The organism is Pseudoxanthomonas sp. Root630, assembly GCF_001427585.1.
Taxonomy (GTDB): Bacteria; Pseudomonadota; Gammaproteobacteria; order Xanthomonadales; family Xanthomonadaceae; genus Pseudoxanthomonas_A.
The window spans coordinates 603,083-617,429 of sequence record NZ_LMGY01000001.1 but is presented as its reverse complement, the minus strand read 5'-3'; the positions used below and the strand labels follow the sequence as shown (position 1 = coordinate 617,429).

Here is a 14,347-nt window from a genome sequence, read left to right as displayed (position 1 = left end):
CTGTCAGCGACGCAAAAAAAGAAGGCCCCGCGATGCGGGGCCCTCTCTTCAAWCTGGCGGGCAGTGCCCGACGAAGATGAGCACTATGAAGTCGTCATAAGCATCTGATTACAGATATGAAAGTTTAGTCTGTGCGGCGATCGGCAGCTATAGGTGCCGATCGCGCGCCTTTGGGTAGCCATGGAGGGGTTTCGGCTATCCTTTGATGTTGCGAGGATCATTTCCATGCGAGTCTGACTGTCCGATCCGGCCATCCCGGTTATGGATTTTCAGTTCCGTCTCGGCATTTCTGCTGATCTGACGACCACGATCCACTGCATCCTGTTTGATGTTGAAATGGCCGCTCGATCGGTCGCTGCCTCCGCGACGGACGTCCCATCCGCCTTTCGGGTTCGGGACCACGTGATGGGTGCCCCCACTGCTCTTACCTTTGGACATTGGCGAATTCCTTTCGTTTTGCCGTGATCCACGCCCGGTTTTGCAACAAGCCTCACTTCATGTGCAACGGATGGCTAGTGTTACGCATCGAGCAAGAAGGCAGATACAACAATTTTGATTGACATGCAACATTTGTCGCATTATATGCACCATACGACATTAAGCATGCATCAAATCACGGATTTAGCGCACATGGAGCACTTCTCAATCATACAGGCCCTTTGCCGGGCAGCCATGGCGGAGCCGTCGCCAGCATTGCGCAAGCAGGTCGAGCGATTGCGTGATGCCTTGAGTAAGGATGGAGAGGATAAGCAGGCGGCGTCGCTTGGCGGCATACTGGCTGCGGCGGAGCGCCTGAAAGAGATGGCTCCCAGCCGTATCGAGCGCTCTCGCGCAACGCTTCCCGGTGAAGTGCTGGGCCGTAATACGCCAGTGCCCGTGGACCGTGAAACTGCGGCACCGCTGGCGGAGATTATCTTTCCCGCAGAGATCAATGCAGATTCGCCATTGTTCAATCCGACCGTTGCTCAAGCGGTCAGCACGATCATTGATGAGTGGACAAACTTTGAAGCACTGTCAGCCGTCGACATTTCGCCGGCGAAAACCTGCTTGGTTTATGGAGCACCAGGCACCGGGAAGACGCGCTTGGCTCTCTGGATCGCGCGCAAGCTGGATTTGCCAGTGATACTTGTTAAGTTGGATGGGCTGGTCTCTTCGTTTCTTGGGACGACAGCCAGGAACATCGGGAATCTGTTTACGTTTGCCAACCGCTATCGCTGTGTTCTTCTGCTCGATGAATTCGACGCAATTGCGAAGGTGCGGGATGATCCGCAAGAGGTCGGCGAAATAAAGCGTGTTGTAAATGCACTTCTTCAAAACTTGGATGTGCGTCAGAATATTGGTCTCACCATTGGTATCACCAATCATCCTAAGCTTCTTGATCCTGCGGTCTGGCGCCGCTTTGAGATCCAGCTAGAGATTCCGAAGCCCGATTTTGCTGTGAGAAAGGCGATAGCGCAGCACTTCATGCCGCCGGTCCAGGCACCGGACAGTCATCTCCGATTAATTGCGTGGTTTACCGAAGGGTCAACTGGCGCGGAAATCGAAGCGCTTGTTCGTACTTACAAGAAAGCCACGACGGTTCGAGAGGAGGATCGTCGCGGCTTGCTAGATACGCTCCGGCAATTCGCAACGCTCAATGCAGCGCGCATTCAAAGCGAGCGGCGAGCACTTTTGTTTGACGATCCGGCCAACCTCTTTCGAGCGATGCATGAGGATCCCGCACTTGCGTTTTCCATGGGCGATATTGGGGATATCGCCGGGAAGGATAAATCCACAATCAGCAGATGGCTTGGTCGTCAGGGCGGAAAATCGGGTGATGGCGAGGTGACGCATGGCTAGTCCTATTCAGATCGTCCTCAACCCGGAGAATTTCGAGGAGGCGCGCGAGGCCGGCGGCGGCGGCGGGCGCAAGGATTTCTTCGCCAACCGGGATCGCGATTTTGGCGCACACAAGGCTGCGCTTATGAGCCAGCTCGACACGATAGCCGATGTCCTTTCTGCGCAATCGCAAGGTCCCATTGGTTATGTGAAGGTAATCCTGAAACGGGAGGCTTGGGCCAAAAGTCATCGTCCCGTCGGGGCGCTGTTCCGAAATGACCGCGCACCAGTCGTTGGAGGTGGCGACCTTGGCGTCATGATTGTCGAGGGGCATCCATCCGCGCTTGCGAAGGTCAAGGCTGAGATCGGGAAAGCCGAAACGCTGACGCGCATGAAGTTCGATGAAAACAAGGGGAAGGACGTTCCCAACCCTTCCGCTCAGAAGAGCGAAACCGGGGCCATCGAGCGGATTGAACTCTATGGGGCATCCGATAAGCGCAGGTTTTCCGTCGAGGAGGCCGTTGCCTGGCTTTCAAACCCCATGACCGGCAGTGGGTATGAGGTTGAGTTGTTTGACGTGGTGCCTCCGCGATCTGAGTGGGATCGTCTTGATGACTCCCATCGTCGTCTCGTCGAATCCTTCGTAAACGGGTTTAACCGTCTTGGTTACAGCATGTCGGTCGAGCGCTTGCCCATTGGGCGAAACAAGTTGCCGATGCTGGCAGTACGCCTTGATCAAGCTGGTGATGGCGCAATTCTGCGCCTCACTGGAACGCCGACCAAAGAGCGACGTGATCTGGCTCCCTTCGATCCAGATATTCAGCGTCACGGTAGACTGCTGGATTTTCTCGACAAGCACCCGCTGGTGAAGCGCATTGAACTGCCTGGTATCGTCGTGCGTTCGGCCCGGCCTCCGGCACCTGCGCGTGTCCGTCCGGATAATGTCACCATGCCCGTTCGCGACAGTCGGCGTTCCCATCCGAAGCTGGGAATCATTGACGGAGGTCTCAGCCCGACATTGGCAGATTGGGTTATCGATCGATGGGATGTTCTTGCTGATGAAGACATGGACCTGTCTCACGGCACGTTTATTGGCGGCCTTGCGGTGGCGGGTTCCAGCCTCAACGGTGCAGCCACATGCCCGGAGGCAGATGGGACGGAGCTTGTCGATCTCGCGATTTTTCCCAACGAAAGGAAAGCGGGCGCTTTCGCATCCTATTATTCGGGCGGACTTCCACATTTCTTCGATGAAATGGATGCTGCTGTGGCGGATGCCCGTGCGCGACATGGTGTGCGCGTATTTAATATGAGTCTGAACATTCTTCAGCCTGCTGCGCCTGACAGATATAGTCCGCACGCCGTCCGTCTGGATCGTCTCGCGGAGGAAAATAACGCTGTGGTGTTCGTGTCGGCAGGCAACATCCAGCCGCAGGATCTCCGAGCGGAGTGGCCGTCTGACGCTGCGGCAGCTTTGGCTAACCTGGCGCTTGCTCGTAACGATGGTCTTCTCACTCCGGCAGAAAGCGCCCGGAACGTCGCTGTGGCGGCTGTTAACCCGCCTGACCATGCGGGTTGCCTGCCATTCGCACCCACCCGCTTCAGCCGCAGGGGGCCGGGGCTTCGTTCTGGCGTCAAGCCTGATCTCGCTCATGTCGGTGGCTCTGGCACGCTGCATCCGACATTGGGACATGGCCTATTCTCCATTTTGCCAGATGGCACGGTCACTGATGGTTGTGGGACCAGTTACGCCTCGCCGTTGGTCGCAAAAACAGCGGCGGCCCTTGATCATGCAATCGAAGGGGAAGTATCGCGAGAAACGTTGATTGGTTTGCTGGTCCACCATGCGGAGATACCTGAGCCGTTACGCGCCAAGGAGTTGGGGGCTGTAGCTCGCCATTTGGTCGGCTTTGGAATGCCACCTTCTGCAGAGCGAATTTTGGAGACTGGCGATCACTCCATCACTCTGGTGTTCGCATCTCGTATTCAGCACGGCCAGCAGATTAGTTTCCGATTTCCGTGGCCGGCGTCACTTGTTGGTCCAGGAGGAAAGTGCCGGGGGCGTGCGAAGCTCACTCTTGTAACTACACCTCCGCTGGACGCGAGATTCGGCTCGGAGTTCGTTAGGATCAACATCGATGCCGCCCTTCAACAGGAGCAAGCCAAAGGTTGGAAGGGGCGATTGGACCCATTGTACCTCCCTTCTTCTCGTGGTGCCCATGCGGTAGAAGCTGAACGTATCGAGCATGATCTCAAGTGGAGCCCGGTCAAGGTCTTTGGAAAGACATTCCCACAGGGGGGACTGTCAGGATTTCCGTGTGCGGCCGGGCGGTTGATCATCAGGCCGCCATGGCTCTGATGAAACGTTCGCCGAAGATCACGGCAAATTGCGCCTTCGCCATGGTCCACTCACGTGGTGGCATCTTCCACTCTTTCTCCGACCGATTCAAGATCAGGTAGAGCAGCTTGGTGGCGGCCTCGTCGCTGGGGAAGTGTCCCCTGGCCCTGACAGCCCGCCTGAGCTTCGAGTTCAAAGCTTCGATGGCGTTCGTAGTGTAGATGATCCGGCGGACCTCGTCGGGGAACGCAAAAAACGGGATCACCTCGCCCCAGGCGCGCCGCCAGCTCTGGCCGATGGCGGGATAGCGCTGCCCCCAAGGGCCAGCCTCAAATGCTGTCAGCGCCTTTTCGGCGGCATCTGCGTCGGTGGCACGGTAAATCTCCTTGAGCGCGCTGGCGAGGTTCTTTCGGTCCTTCCAGGAGACGAAGTCCATCGAGTTGCGCAGCAGGTGAACGATGCAGGTCTGGACGATCGCATCGGGGAACACTGCGGTGATCGCATCGGGAAAGCCCTTCAGGCCGTCAACGACGGCCAGCAGGATGTCTTCAACGCCACGGTTGCGAAGCTCGTTCATCACCCGAAGCCAGAACTTGGCACCCTCATTCTGCTCGAGCCACAAGCCGAGCACCTCCTTTGCGCCGTCGGCGCGGACGCCCAGCGCAATGTGGATCGCCTTGTTGCGCACCATGCCCTCGTCGCGGATCTTGACCCGGATCGCGTCGAAGAAGACCAGCGGGTAAACCGGATCGAGCGGCCGCTGCTGCCAAGTGGCGACCTCATCGAGCACGGCGTCGGTCACCGTGCTAATCAAATCGGGTGAGACGTCGATGCCGTATAGATCGTGCAGGTGCCTGGTGATCTCGCGGGTGCTCATGCCGCGCGCGTACATCGACACGATCTTGTCGTCGAAGCCGGGAAAGCGGCGTTGATACTTGGCGATCAACTGCGGGTCGAAGCTCGACTGGCGATCGCGCGGCACGTCGATCGCCAACTTGCCGGTGTCGGTCATTACCGTCTTCCGACCGTAGCCGTTGCGCATGTTGCCGGCGCCGTCTTCGCCAGCGAGGTGGTGATCCATCTCCGCATTCAGGGCACGCTCTGTCAGCGCCTTCTTCAGCGAATCGAGCAGACCGCCCTGCTCGAAGGCGGCACTGGCAGCGCCGCCCGCCAAAAGCTGATCGAGAAGCTCATTCGGTATGGCAGGTTCTTTGCGTCGTGACATAGTGGGACTCCTTGTTGCCCATTATGCCCGGCCACACACGGAAATCCTGACAGTCCCCCACAGGGCGTTGGACCATCATCGAACTGGCGTCTGTTCATTGAATACCTGACACGAACCGGCGAAGTTATGCCTGATGAAGGCGTTCCTTTCACAGCGATCCTGACGATCAGCGACCCTGATGCGGAAAAGCCGGTCTTTAATGATATGCGCCAAAGCCTTCAGGCTATTGGTACGCAGATCGCGGACATTCGCACCGCAGCCCGTATCACGCCGCGCATCTAGCCGTCTCATATAGGAGAAATTACTTGGCTCGTTCGAAAGAGAAGCGAATTGGTTATCTCAGAGGAAAGGGGCCTGATGGAACTGAGGTCGTGGTCAGCGTTTCCAAGATTGGTCGCGACTACAGGATAGGATGTGGATTCAAAGATCACCTCTGCCACCCATCTGTTCGAGATATTGAAGGCGTAAGGCGTGAGGCATTGCTCGTCTTCGACGTGCGCGATGCGACTTACCAGTCAATTTAGATGGGCCGCAAAGCGCAAAAATATGATCCGCGAGTTGGCGGAATGACGAAGGAGAGGAAAAGACATGGCTAGATGCACTGCACCATCGAGGGGGCACCGTTCAGCAGCCGCCGCAGCCGACTGTCCTGCATGCGGGAGCCGGTACGGTCGTTACAGCGGTTACGGTGGCTACGGCAGCGGATATGGCAGCTCTGGATCATACTCAGCACCTTCATATTCGCCCTCAAGGAGCACTGGCGGGTCGGGGCGGCGCACCTCAAAGCCGCGTTGGTCAGGAACTGGCTCGGCTGTGTGGTACACGCCCGAACAAGTGCAGGCGCTTACGCCCGTTCGAGAGAACGTTGAGAATCTGGCAGCCTCGCAGCCTGACCTTCGAGACGTATTTCTTTGCCACGCATGGGATGACAGGCAGGGCTCCGCCAAAGAGCTGCATGATCTGCTCGAAGCGCGCGGTGTCCGCGTGTGGTTCAGTGAGAAGGATCTTGGCCTCGGGGTGCCGATGATGCGGGCGATCGACAAGGGCTTAGTGAATTCGCGCGTCGGTATCGTTTTAGTGACCCCGGCTATGTTGCGACGCCTTCCGGCGGAAGGCATCGCCGACAAGGAACTTTCGGCGCTCCTTCGGCGTGAGCGGCTGGTCCCGGTCGTTCACGGAACGACCTATGACGAGCTTGAGCAGGTCAGTCTTCTGCTAGCCTCCCGAGCCGGGCTGAGCACTGCCGAAGAGTCGATGGCAGATGTCGCGACTAAGATAGCCGAGCTGGTCGCCATTTAGTCGCGCCGGGGTTAAACCGGGGGCCGCGCGGTGTCTTCGCCGAATACGGCAAGTTTGACGTTTCATCGTCCAAGCCCTCCGACTACGCGCGGACGCATGAAGTCTCGACGATCCGCCCGCCAGGAATCGAATGAGCGGGAGTTCGGTGCCTCAAACATCATGATACCGCTTGGCCCCGCGACTACCGGCCTTACCACTTTGAGCCGGCCCTCACCGTCAAGTTCGACATAAGGGTAGAGGCCCAGAAATTCTCGTCCACGATAGTAGCGCTCGTGTTCCTCCAGCACTGGAAGAACGCCGACTGTGCCCTTTGCCGCATCGAACCATCCTAGCTCCCAGCACATCCAGAGTGATTGGACCGCGCCTTCGGTATCGAGAAACAAGAGGGAATCGCTCACGCCCATCGTCGCTCGCACAAACGCAGCGTTTGCTGGTGTGACCTGGCTGCGATCGGCTGCCGGAGCTTCAATCCAGTCGCAAAAGACCTTATAACCCGCGGAGGTGAGGAGGTCATAAACTCCAAGCACGATCTCGGCGTCGCGTATCGTTTGGGATAAGAAGATGTCGTAATGCCCAGACCGCTGCCGAGCCGCACGACCGAGTGCCTCTTCAACCGTCGCCCCCTGCGCTGCGGCGCGACGCTGGGCACGTGCGCGCATCTCGCGTTCCCTTAGAAAAGCCATTGCTCGCGTTTACTCCTTGGCACGAGGTCTCCAGAAACGTTCATCCTCGGCGGCTGGCTGCTCGGCGGGACTTCTGAAACGCTCCTCCTTAACCGATACGCCAAGATGGCGATGAAGGAGTGCCACATAGTCTAGTTCATTGGTGAGATCGGCGGGCAACGCGCCGATTCGTTGCGCCACCTCCAAGGTCGCCCCTCCCGTTGATATGATTGGAATCACGGAGGCTTGCGGCTGCAAGCGACGGAACAGTTCATACTCTTGAATGATTCCACCCATGCCGCCGATAAACACGGCAGCCTTGAACACATGTTCTGAGAACATGCGCTCTCGCATAGCCAACAGGCTTTTCTCACGGTCGCCCTCAATGTCGTCCGTGTAGGTGACGTTCCGGAAGCGTTCGTTGTCTTCAGGGAACTCGTCCTTGAAGTGTCTCGACTGATAGAGTTGAACCCAGCTCCCATAATCGACACCAATGTCATGGGCGACCACCCAAATCATTGGCGTGATGGCTGGCTGACCGCCCCAGACCAGAAGGCGACGTCCTAGCGTAATATGGACCAGAGCAGACACGGCGGCCCCGATCGCCACACTATCGGCTGTGGCAGCATATTCCGGCCCCCGCTTCGGGTCGGGAACGCCGGCAGAAAGGAAGATAGCATCGGCCATGCTCAGTCCTCCCATGCCGCGAGCGCCCAGCCTGCTTCAGACACCTTTATCGCGCGGACGGATAAGATCTGTTCATCCAACCATCGTAGGTGAGCGCTCCAAGCGTCGCGAATGCCGAGATGATCGTACACGAGAACCGGCACTTCGCCTTGCTCGGCGCGTCGCGCCTTCTCCGCAACATCGTTCAATATCTCGGCGGTCGGCACGCCAACAATCGGATAGGCCCAAACCTTGCGATCCCCGATCAACCGCACAGCGATTGCACGATGTGCGCCCACACCTTCGACCGAAGCGCCAATCTTCTCGACATCAGCGCGAAGCTTGCCGGTGATCGACATATAGCGGGCCGCGATGCTCCGGCTCCGCAACCGCTCCACCCGAAGCACTATCGATTCGGCCGTATCATTGATTATCGGACCGTCAGATGCTGTAAGCTCAGCAGGGTCGAGATAAACTGTCTCGGCCATATCGGTCAGCTTGCTTGGCACATGTTCAGGCCAGATCACACGAAGAACTTGGATGTCCTTCGCTCGCGCCCGACCGATCTCTTGTCGGGTCCAGCGGCTATCAAAATAGCCAGGGGTATCGAGCATGACCATCACGTCAGAGTCGACTAGACGGTGCCATAGCACGTCCTGAAAGGGATCGCCCGGACGTATATCATGTGTGTCGAGAAAGACGTCAAAGCCGCGAGCGTTGAGCAAGTCATGAAGCTGAAGCGCCGCGGCGCGAGATTCAACCCGCCGATAACTGACGAATACGCGGCGCTGCCTGCGTAGCAAACCAACGCACTCAAGCATCGCCGCCGCGAGTTCGGTCATTGCTGGATCGTCGGCACGACGTTTCAGACCGTTAGCTGACTGTAGAAACTCTGGCACATGCAGGGCGAAGTCGCCATTGGCAGCGATAGTTGGGATGATCGGCGCGCTCGCAAGCACCAGTTCGTGCGCGGCCTCTATGTCGGTGGGTGCCGCCGCACCGAAAAACACGGCGGCAAAGGCGGCGCGCTTGTCGCGACCCGACACCGTCCCTCCGTCATAAACGAGCACGTCGGTGCCTAACACGAGACCAAAATCCTCGACCATTCCGTGCAAGGTCGCGGTTAGGGCATCACGCTCCTCGGTGGCTGGGCTTCCTAGGATTGCAAGCTCGTAAAGGCTCATGCCTCGCCTCAGCGCCCCGCTGCCACGGCCGCAGCCTCAATCCAGGTCGACATATTATTATAACCATCATCATTGACCCAGTCATAGGTCCTGTAGAGACTGCTGAACGGAACCTTTTTGCCATTCTGCTCGACATGCCAGTAATCGAGAGGGTTCTTTCCTTGAACGTCAGCTCCGAGTTGCGGATCTTTGATACGGTGGATGTCGATGGCGAGGATGCCTTTCTTGAGTTCGTAGCTCCGCTTGATTTCGTGTCGCACCCATTCGCGGTCGTAGGTTTCGGCACCGAACAGCACCACCGTGACCGACGTACCCTTGAGCTGTTCCTCAATCCACTTCTCTATGCCACCGGCGCGCTTCTTGGCCTCCTCAAACTCGGCGGCATCATAGAAGGGCTGCGCCTCACCTTTTGCGCGAACGACCCAGGAATTGCGCACCTGAACGATGCGGCGAACGTCACGCGCATAGTGAAAACTGAAAAAAACTTTCCGGGCCATGCATTACCTCCTTATTTTCTTAGACTATGTTGGTGCGCTTGGGCCGCGCCAGCTGTCGGAATGTGCGTTCCTCATCTGAAAACTGCCATCCCGAAAAAAGAGACAGAATCGCCGTAGTCTATCCTAGCAGAAAATGCGGCGATCAGGATGCACGACTTCCAGCTTCCGAGGCTTTGCCATCCTGATCCGGTTCTCGTGCCCGGCGCCCGCTGGCGCTCATGCCGGGCGGGTGGCTTGTGGGCTCCGCCCCCCGGCGCGGCGCAAGGGATCGCTGACGCTCGGCCGGGACGGTTTCCCCGGCCTTCCGCGCGAATGCGTGTTTCACACTCTCAGTTATGACTTCGATCCGCTTGTGCAGGCCGGGTGATCCCCCTCCGTCCCGGCCGCCCTTGCCCCTTGCACCCCCCGGTCTCGGCGACGGCCAGGGTTTCAGCGCGGCGCTTCGCTGCGCGAAACCCAAGCCAAAGGATCAAGACCATGACCAATACTGTCGAAACGACCGCCACGGTTTCCGAAGCCCCCGCCAATGAGAACGGCGCGGTGCTGTTCGTGCCGCTGAACAAGTTGAAGAAGTCGCCCCGCAACGCCCGCAAGACCCCGCACAGCGAAGCCCATATCGAAGCACTGGCGGCCAGCATCGCCGCCAAGGGGATGCTGCAAAATCTGGTGGTGGAGCCGGAGACGAACGCGGAAGGCGAAGCGACCGGCTTCTATCTCGTCACCATCGGCGAAGGCCGCAGGCTGGCGCAATTGCTGCGCGTCAAGCGCAAGCAGATCAAGAAGTCGGAAGCCATCCGTTGCGTTCTGGATACCGAGAACGACGCAGCGGAAATCTCCCTCGACGAGAATATCACCCGCGAGGCGATGCACCCCGCCGATCAGTATGAGCGCTTCCGTGAACTTGCGGACAATCGTGGTTGGGGCGCGGAGGAAATTGCCGCCCGGTTCGGCGTGACCCCGCATGTCGTCAGGCAGCGGATGCGTCTCGGCGCGGTCAGCCCGAAGTTGATGCAGGTCTATCGCGATGGCGGCTTGTCGCTGGACCAGTTGATGGCCTTCGCCATCACCGAGGATCACGACCGGCAGGAACAGGTGTTCGACAACCTGTCCTATAACCGTGAGCCGTGGATTATCCGCCGCGACCTGACCAAGATGAACGTGGAAGCCAGTGACCGGCGCGCGCGTTTCGTCGGCGCGGACGCATACGCCGAGGCGGGCGGCACGATCATCCGCGACCTCTTCACCGAGGATCGGGGCGGCTATTTCGAGGATGCCGCGTTGCTGGACCGGCTTGTCATCGACAAGCTGGAAAGCATTGCTGCCGAGGTTCAGGCGTCGGAGGGGTGGAAGTGGACTTCGGTTCACATCGATTTCCCCCATGCGCACGGGATGCGCCGCACCTATCCGCATCCGGTGGAATTGTCGGCGGACGATGCCGCCGCCTACACCGCCGCGCAGGAGGAATACGACCGCCTGTCGTCGGAATACGAAGGCTACGACGAACTCCCGGACGAAGCGGATCAGCGGTTCGGGGAGTTGGAAGCGGAGATCAAGCGGATCGACGGCAAGCGTCATGCCTATGATGCCGACGAGATCGCGCGTGGCGGTGTGTTCGTCATCCTGAACCATGACGGCACGGCCCGCATCGAACGCGGCTTCATCCGCGCCGAGGACGAGGCTCCCGAACCGGAAGCGGGCGAAGACGGCGAAACCGTCATCGACGGTGTGCGCGTTAACGGTGATGGCGAAATCATCGAAGATGAGGACGGCGGCGAGGATGAGGAACCCGAACCTCACCCGGAGGACGAGGATGCCGGGGATGCGGGAAAGCCGCTGTCGGACGCGCTCGTCCGCGACCTGACCGCGCATCGCACCCTTGGCCTGCGTCTCGCCCTTGGCGAGCAGCCGGACATGGCGCTTGTCGCCGTGGTTCATGCACTGGCGGCGCAGACCTTCTATCGCGGCGGGGAAGCGTCCTGCCTCGAAATCCGCCTGACCAGCGCGTATCTGGCTTCTCACGCGGACGGGATCGAGGACACGCCCGCCGCGCAGGCGCTGGCGGATCGTCATGCCGGATGGGCATCGGATATGCCCCGCGAGGTGGCGGACCTCTGGGCCTTCGTCGCCGGTCTGGATCAGGCGAGCCTTATGGCCTTGCTCGCCCATTGCGTATCGCTGACCGTCAATGCGGTCAGGACACCGTGGGAGCAGAAGCCGAACGCCCGCGCGACGGCGGAGAAGCTGGCGAGCGCGGTGGCGCTGGACATGACGGCGCACTGGACGCCGACGACGCCGACCTATCTCGACCGCGTCACCAAGGCGCATATCCTCGCCGCCGTTCGTGAAGGTGTCAGCGATGAAGCCGCCGAGCGGATCGCGGGCTTGAAGAAGCCGGAGATGGCGCAGGCCGCCGAACAGCTTCTCGCTGGAACGGGCTGGCTACCGACCGTGCTGCGCACCACGCGACCCGCATGGTTGGAGGCCGAGCCGGAAGCCGACGCCTACCTCCAAGCCGCCGAGTGAGGACCGGGCCGGGATCGCGCAAGCGGTCCCGGCCTTCCTGTTTCCTACCCTTCCCAAAAATCGCGGTCGCGCGGGGATCGACCCCGCGCGACCGATCCGATGCCCGTCAGGGTCATCGGCACAGGAGGATTCTGCAAATGATCGTGCTCATGTTGATGGCCGTCGCGCTGGTCGCCGGTCTCTCTGTCCTGGCCTATACGCTGGCCGTTTATGCACTGCCCTTCATGATCGGCGTGGAGGCGGCGCGTTTGGCCTATGCCTCCGGTTCCGGCCTGATCGGCGCAGGACTGGTCGGGTTGGCGGCGGGCGCCGCCGCCTATGGTCTGCTGGTGGTTCTGTTCATGATGGTGAGGACACCAATCCTGCGCCTCGCCGTGGTGCTTGTTTTCGCCGCGCCTGCCGCCGTTGCGGGCTATGCACTGGTTCACGGCATCACGCGCGAGGTCGTGCCGTCCGAGGTCTGGCGCACAATCTTCTGCCTGATCGGCGGCGGCGTGACAGGCGCGTCGGCGCTCGTGCGGCTGGTAGCGAATATCAGCCCGCCCGCCAAATAGCGGAACCACATCCATTCGGCTGCCGCATCTTGATAAATGATAGCAAAGATTCTATAGTGATGGCGTCGCCATCAATTAGCCGGAGACGCCATCAGATGCCCGCCGTCACCATTCGCAACCTGTCAGACGAGGCGCACCGCGCCCTCAAGGTGCGCGCGGCCCATCATGGTCGCAGCACCGAGGCCGAAATCCGCGATATTCTGGAAGAGGCGGTGCGTCCCGCCAACCGCCTGCGCATCGGTTCCGCCATGGCGGCGTTGAGCCGGGAGGCAGGCTTGACCAATGCCGATTTCGAGGCGCTGGAACAGAGCCGCGACCGGACGCCCGCCGTGCCTATGAGCTTTGAATGATCGTTCTGGACACCAATGTCGTTTCCGAGGCGATGAAGCCGGAACCGGCGCCCGCCGTGCGCGACTGGCTGGATGAGCAGGCCGCCGAAACCCTCTATCTCTCCAGCGTCACCGTCGCGGAACTCCTGTTCGGCATCGGCGCGCTGCCGGACGGGCAGCGCAAGCGGAAGCTCGCCGCAACCCTCGACGGGCTTCTCGGCCTGTTCGACGGCAGAATCCTTCCCTTCGATACGGATGCCGCTCGCCGCTATGCCGACCTCGCCGTTGCGGCGCGCAACGCGGGCAAGGGTTTTCCGACGCCGGACGGTTACATCGCGGCCATCGCGACTGCCCATGGCTTTGCAGTCGCCACGCGCGATGCCAGCGCCTTCAAGGCGGCGGGTGTCCCGATCATCGACCCTTGGACGGCCGGGCACTGAACACGAGGGCATCGCCCGATTGCGAAAGGAAGCGTCACCTTATGCTCAAGGTCATCGCCGAGGATTTCATCAAGCCGGAAGCCGTTGAGACCGTCCTGCCGCTCTACCGCGAGCTGGTCGATAAAACCCGACAGGAAGACCTCTGCATTTCCTATGACCTCTTCATCGACCAGAAAGACCCCGGCCATTTCATCTTCATAGAGGAATGGCCGGATCGGGCGGCACTGGACGCCCATTGCAGGACCGAGCATTTCACGCGGCTGGTCCCGCTCATCAATGCGCACCAGCGACAGAAGGCGACGTTCATCCTCATGGATGCGTTTCCGGCCTGACTCGATCAGGAAGATGTTTCCCACTGAACGGGTTTGGGCGTTGCCCTTCGGGCCGCGCTCTCGGCTGCGCCGGAACCACGTCCAGGAGCGCGTTTCCGCCATTCGGCTTCGATCACTAACGCAAGAAGCAGCGGCGGATCGCGTGAAGCCCCGCAACAACGGGGAACGGTGTCTTGCCGCGGTGTCCAGGGCGGCGGACTCAGGATTTGCGGGCGTTGCCCGGTTCCATCACCCGCAATAGCGGATCACGCTTGGAGCGACGGTCCATCTCGCATTGCCGTGCGATAGTGAAGCCGGACGGGAACGCCCAATTCAGCAGTTCCAAACTTGGCGGCCTCCGCAATCCTTGAGGCATGGCCGCAACCTTCGCCTGCGCCGGTAGCACACAAACAGCCTTGTTCAGGAACAGCGCAGGCCATACCGGGGATGCCATCGCTAGGTTCACCGCGTGACAGGGGCCTAGGTCGGATCGACATTCAGGAT

The 14,347-nt window shown here is 59.8% G+C and carries 15 protein-coding genes; 9 read left to right on the top strand and 6 right to left on the bottom strand.

Going from position 1 to position 14,347, the window contains the following annotated elements:
• Positions 1 to 195 precede the first annotated feature (195 nt).
• Positions 196 to 438 (bottom strand): DUF2188 domain-containing protein, encoded by a 243-nt coding sequence (locus ASD72_RS20390; RefSeq protein ID WP_081420087.1) that lies wholly within the window; start codon positions 436 to 438, stop codon positions 196 to 198.
• Between the two features lie 123 nt (positions 439 to 561).
• Here ASD72_RS20390 and ASD72_RS02955 point away from each other — a divergent pair, with 123 nt between their 5' ends.
• Positions 562 to 1,839, top strand: a complete 1,278-nt coding sequence (locus tag ASD72_RS02955; protein WP_235577910.1) for an AAA family ATPase — start codon at positions 562 to 564, stop codon at positions 1,837 to 1,839.
• The gene (locus ASD72_RS20385; protein WP_081420086.1) at positions 1,832 to 4,174 is read left to right on the top strand and encodes a S8 family peptidase; all 2,343 of its coding nucleotides are present in this window, start codon (positions 1,832 to 1,834) and stop codon (positions 4,172 to 4,174) included. The genes ASD72_RS02955 and ASD72_RS20385 overlap by 8 nt, the downstream gene beginning before the upstream one ends.
• Here the strand turns inward: ASD72_RS20385 and ASD72_RS02945 are convergent.
• Positions 4,155 to 5,378 (bottom strand): IS256-like element ISSpwi2 family transposase, encoded by a 1,224-nt coding sequence (locus ASD72_RS02945; RefSeq protein WP_014082638.1) that lies wholly within the window; start codon positions 5,376 to 5,378, stop codon positions 4,155 to 4,157. The two genes, ASD72_RS20385 and ASD72_RS02945, sit on opposite strands and share 20 nt — an antisense overlap.
• A 126-nt stretch (positions 5,379 to 5,504) precedes the next feature.
• Here ASD72_RS02945 and ASD72_RS20790 point away from each other — a divergent pair, with 126 nt between their 5' ends.
• Together ASD72_RS20790 and ASD72_RS02940 are read left to right on the top strand one after the other, a co-directional pair.
• Positions 5,505 to 5,660 (top strand): hypothetical protein, encoded by a 156-nt coding sequence (locus ASD72_RS20790; RefSeq protein WP_200948807.1) that lies wholly within the window; start codon positions 5,505 to 5,507, stop codon positions 5,658 to 5,660.
• Between the two features lie 531 nt (positions 5,661 to 6,191).
• Positions 6,192 to 6,677, top strand: coding sequence for a toll/interleukin-1 receptor domain-containing protein (locus tag ASD72_RS02940; RefSeq protein ID WP_235577909.1), 486 nt, complete (start codon positions 6,192 to 6,194; stop codon positions 6,675 to 6,677).
• A gap of 62 nt (positions 6,678 to 6,739) precedes the next feature.
• Here the strand turns inward: ASD72_RS02940 and ASD72_RS20785 are convergent, their stop codons facing one another.
• Genes ASD72_RS20785 through ASD72_RS02925 form a run of 4 tightly spaced genes read right to left on the bottom strand, consistent with a single transcriptional unit; the run spans position 6,740 to position 9,686 of the window.
• Positions 6,740 to 7,336, bottom strand: coding sequence for a toll-Interleukin receptor (locus ASD72_RS20785; protein WP_152569578.1), 597 nt, complete (start codon positions 7,334 to 7,336; stop codon positions 6,740 to 6,742).
• 33 nt (positions 7,337 to 7,369) lie between these two features.
• Positions 7,370 to 8,026 (bottom strand): hypothetical protein, encoded by a 657-nt coding sequence (locus ASD72_RS02935; protein WP_056878445.1) that lies wholly within the window; start codon positions 8,024 to 8,026, stop codon positions 7,370 to 7,372.
• 2 nt (positions 8,027 to 8,028) lie between these two features.
• Entirely contained in the window at positions 8,029 to 9,189 is a 1,161-nt protein-coding gene (locus tag ASD72_RS02930) for a toll/interleukin-1 receptor domain-containing protein (RefSeq protein ID WP_056878444.1), read from the bottom strand.
• An 8-nt stretch (positions 9,190 to 9,197) separates the two neighbouring features.
• Complete coding sequence (locus tag ASD72_RS02925; protein WP_056878443.1) at positions 9,198 to 9,686, bottom strand: TIR domain-containing protein; 489 nt, start codon at positions 9,684 to 9,686, stop codon at positions 9,198 to 9,200.
• Between the two features lie 477 nt (positions 9,687 to 10,163).
• On the opposite strand from ASD72_RS02925, the gene ASD72_RS02920 reads away from it, so the two are divergent.
• The 5 genes from ASD72_RS02920 to ASD72_RS02900 all read left to right on the top strand — a co-directional run bounded on the left by ASD72_RS02920 (position 10,164) and on the right by ASD72_RS02900 (position 13,864).
• Entirely contained in the window at positions 10,164 to 12,209 is a 2,046-nt protein-coding gene (locus tag ASD72_RS02920) for a ParB/RepB/Spo0J family partition protein (protein ID WP_056878442.1), read from the top strand.
• Between the two features lie 137 nt (positions 12,210 to 12,346).
• Positions 12,347 to 12,763 carry a hypothetical protein gene (locus ASD72_RS02915; protein ID WP_056878441.1) on the top strand — a complete coding sequence of 139 codons (417 nt, stop codon included), beginning with the start codon at positions 12,347 to 12,349 and terminating at the stop codon, positions 12,761 to 12,763.
• Positions 12,764 to 12,858: 95 nt separating this feature from the next.
• Entirely contained in the window at positions 12,859 to 13,113 is a 255-nt protein-coding gene (locus ASD72_RS02910) for a hypothetical protein (protein WP_056878440.1), read from the top strand.
• Positions 13,110 to 13,532: a type II toxin-antitoxin system VapC family toxin gene (locus ASD72_RS02905; RefSeq protein WP_056878439.1), complete on the top strand. Its 423-nt coding sequence runs from the start codon at positions 13,110 to 13,112 to the stop codon at positions 13,530 to 13,532. The genes ASD72_RS02910 and ASD72_RS02905 overlap by 4 nt, the downstream gene beginning before the upstream one ends.
• Positions 13,533 to 13,573: 41 nt before the next feature.
• The gene (locus ASD72_RS02900) at positions 13,574 to 13,864 is read left to right on the top strand and encodes a putative quinol monooxygenase (RefSeq protein ID WP_056878438.1); all 291 of its coding nucleotides are present in this window, start codon (positions 13,574 to 13,576) and stop codon (positions 13,862 to 13,864) included.
• Positions 13,865 to 14,347: the final 483 nt, after the last annotated feature.

What these genes read in the sequence shown, in the direction of transcription:
- ASD72_RS20390 (WP_081420087.1), bottom strand. Translation starts at nt 438, where the DNA reads ATGTCCAAAGGTAAGAGCAGTGGGGGCACCCATCACGTGGTCCCGAAC.
- ASD72_RS02955 (WP_235577910.1), top strand. Translation starts at nt 562, where the DNA reads ATGCAACATTTGTCGCATTATATGCACCATACGACATTAAGCATGCAT.
- ASD72_RS20385 (WP_081420086.1), top strand. Translation starts at nt 1,832, where the DNA reads ATGGCTAGTCCTATTCAGATCGTCCTCAACCCGGAGAATTTCGAGGAG.
- ASD72_RS02945 (WP_014082638.1), bottom strand. Translation starts at nt 5,378, where the DNA reads ATGTCACGACGCAAAGAACCTGCCATACCGAATGAGCTTCTCGATCAG.
- ASD72_RS20790 (WP_200948807.1), top strand. Translation starts at nt 5,505, where the DNA reads ATGCCTGATGAAGGCGTTCCTTTCACAGCGATCCTGACGATCAGCGAC.
- ASD72_RS20785 (WP_152569578.1), bottom strand. Translation starts at nt 7,336, where the DNA reads ATGCGCGCACGTGCCCAGCGTCGCGCCGCAGCGCAGGGGGCGACGGTT.
- ASD72_RS02935 (WP_056878445.1), bottom strand. Translation starts at nt 8,026, where the DNA reads ATGGCCGATGCTATCTTCCTTTCTGCCGGCGTTCCCGACCCGAAGCGG.
- ASD72_RS02930 (WP_056878444.1), bottom strand. Translation starts at nt 9,189, where the DNA reads ATGAGCCTTTACGAGCTTGCAATCCTAGGAAGCCCAGCCACCGAGGAG.
- ASD72_RS02925 (WP_056878443.1), bottom strand. Translation starts at nt 9,686, where the DNA reads ATGGCCCGGAAAGTTTTTTTCAGTTTTCACTATGCGCGTGACGTTCGC.
- ASD72_RS02920 (WP_056878442.1), top strand. Translation starts at nt 10,164, where the DNA reads ATGACCAATACTGTCGAAACGACCGCCACGGTTTCCGAAGCCCCCGCC.
- ASD72_RS02915 (WP_056878441.1), top strand. Translation starts at nt 12,347, where the DNA reads ATGATCGTGCTCATGTTGATGGCCGTCGCGCTGGTCGCCGGTCTCTCT.
- ASD72_RS02910 (WP_056878440.1), top strand. Translation starts at nt 12,859, where the DNA reads ATGCCCGCCGTCACCATTCGCAACCTGTCAGACGAGGCGCACCGCGCC.
- ASD72_RS02905 (WP_056878439.1), top strand. Translation starts at nt 13,110, where the DNA reads ATGATCGTTCTGGACACCAATGTCGTTTCCGAGGCGATGAAGCCGGAA.
- ASD72_RS02900 (WP_056878438.1), top strand. Translation starts at nt 13,574, where the DNA reads ATGCTCAAGGTCATCGCCGAGGATTTCATCAAGCCGGAAGCCGTTGAG.